Annotated in this window: 2 protein-coding genes; both read right to left on the minus strand. The window is 39.4% G+C overall.

All coding sequences use genetic code 11. The annotated features are described in order from the left end of the window. Positions 1-128: 128 nt before the first annotated feature. Positions 129-1,022 carry a UTP--glucose-1-phosphate uridylyltransferase GalU gene (gene galU / locus JCM11969_RS16375; protein WP_054712959.1) on the minus strand — a complete coding sequence of 298 codons (894 nt, stop codon included), beginning with the start codon at positions 1,020-1,022 and terminating at the stop codon, positions 129-131. A gap of 36 nt (positions 1,023-1,058) precedes the next feature. Beyond that, the coding region (locus tag JCM11969_RS16380; protein WP_082409451.1) for a lipid II flippase MurJ at positions 1,059-2,000 on the minus strand (942 nt) is incomplete at its 5' end.

Below are 2,000 nucleotides of genomic sequence, written 5' to 3' on the forward strand. Positions count from 1 at the left end.
TGTTCATTAGCCAAAACACATACAAATGTAAGAAAATAGCGACTAAAGATGTCAGTTTCCTGACATTTTTAGTCGCTATTTTCTTACATTTGTATGCAGCTAACAATCAAATAAGATTCAAATTATTATTACTTCTTCTCCTCATCCTTCAACCGCTCAGCCAAGTCCAAAATATACTGTTTCAATTCATCCTTAATCTCTGGATGCGTCAGCCCATATTCCACGTTAGTGGTCACATAGCCCAACTTATTCCCAACGTCGAACCGGTCACCCTTAAACTCATGGGCAAACACCCGCTGCGTTTGGTTTAACGTATCAATGGCATCCGTTAACTGAATCTCGCCACCCTTACCCGGCTTCTGGTTTTCCAAAACGCCAAAGATCTCAGGGGTCAATAAGTAACGACCAATGATAGCCAAATCACTAGGTGCTTTATCCACCGCTGGCTTTTCAACGAACTTGCGAACGTTGTACAAACCATCAGAAACTTCACTCTCAGGATCAATCACACCGTAAGCGGACACATCTTCATGAGGCACCTTCTTAACGGCCAAAATGGACGCGTGAGTGTTCTCATACTGGTCAATCAACTGTTTAGTCAATGGTACCTGATCACTCATTAAATCGTCACCTAACATGACGACAAATGGTTCATCAGCAATAAACGACTTAGCCATGCGCACAGCATCGCCTAACCCATTAGGATATGGCTGCCGAACGAAGAATAAGTTAACGCCAATATCCGTGGTATCATTAACCAGCTTCAATAAGCCGTCCTTACCCTTCATCTTCAAGTTCTGTTCCAGTTCAGGTGCTGAATCAAAGTGATCTTCAATGGATCGCTTTTGTTTACCTTCAACAATTAAAATATCAGTGATACCACTTGCTTTGGCTTCCTCGACGATAAACTGAATTGTGGGTTTATCAACGATTGGGAGCATTTCTTTTGCTAGTGCCTTGGTTGCTGGTAGAAACCGTGTACCCAATCCAGCTGCAGGAATTACGGCTTTGCGTACTTTCATTTTTAAAAATCCCTTCTAAACGAATTATCACAACTACTAGTGATGATCTTTCAAAATTGCTTTTGCTTCATGTATTAATTTTACTCTAAAAACAACTAACAGCAACGCATAAAGCAATATTCCTAAGATAACTTCAACAATTAACATCAGCCATGTACTTGGCAAATGCTGGTCCAATTGCCAAACAACGACAAACATCAACACACCTGCAAGTAGATACTTAAAAGTATCTGTAAACAGTGCTTTAAAATCAACTTGTTTTTTAATCGCGACTAGTTGATACAAAGTAACTGAAGCCTCTGATAACACTGTTGCCATTGAGGCCCCAATTGCTCCCCACAGTATGATTAATGGAATGTTCATAATTAAATTAACTATTGCGCCAACAATGACCGACGTCGTATAAGCCTTGGTTTGTTTCGTTGGAAGTAAATACTGTGTTCCAATAGCGTTACTCCAGGCTATTAACAAAATAACAATAGCTTCTATCGTCATTATCGGTGTTACACTAAGAAATCTTGCCGTAAAAAATAATGGTACGAATTTATGCGCAACTGCCATTAAACCAAAAGTCATTGGCACAGACATTGCAGTTACAAAAGAAAAGCTCTTATATAAATAGCGCTTAGTCTTCTCGTGTTCCCCATTTGCGAACGCATTGGCTACATGAGGTAACATAACTGTCCCTGTAGCTGTCACGATAGCTAGTACCATCTTCACCATTTTATCAGACTGATCAAAATACCTTGCTGCCTGCACAGATGTCATTGACCCTAACATTGTTTTGTTCAATACGAGGTAGATTTGAGTAGCAATCTGAGGTACAAAGAGTACCAGAGAAGGCCAAAAATGTTTAAATATATGCATCCCTTTAATAACTGGACGACCAATATATCGTCTCAAACTAGGGAATAGTGTAATGTTTCCAATAAGCAACGATAACGAAAGAATCAATATATATGTTGTAAGATCACTATA

This window comes from Secundilactobacillus paracollinoides DSM 15502 = JCM 11969 (assembly GCF_001311135.1).
In the GTDB taxonomy this organism is placed as follows: Bacteria; Bacillota; Bacilli; order Lactobacillales; family Lactobacillaceae; genus Secundilactobacillus; species Secundilactobacillus paracollinoides.

Excerpts from the sequence above, each read along its gene's own strand:
- galU (WP_054712959.1), bottom strand. The coding sequence starts at position 1,022 with ATGAAAGTACGCAAAGCCGTAATTCCTGCAGCTGGATTGGGTACACGG.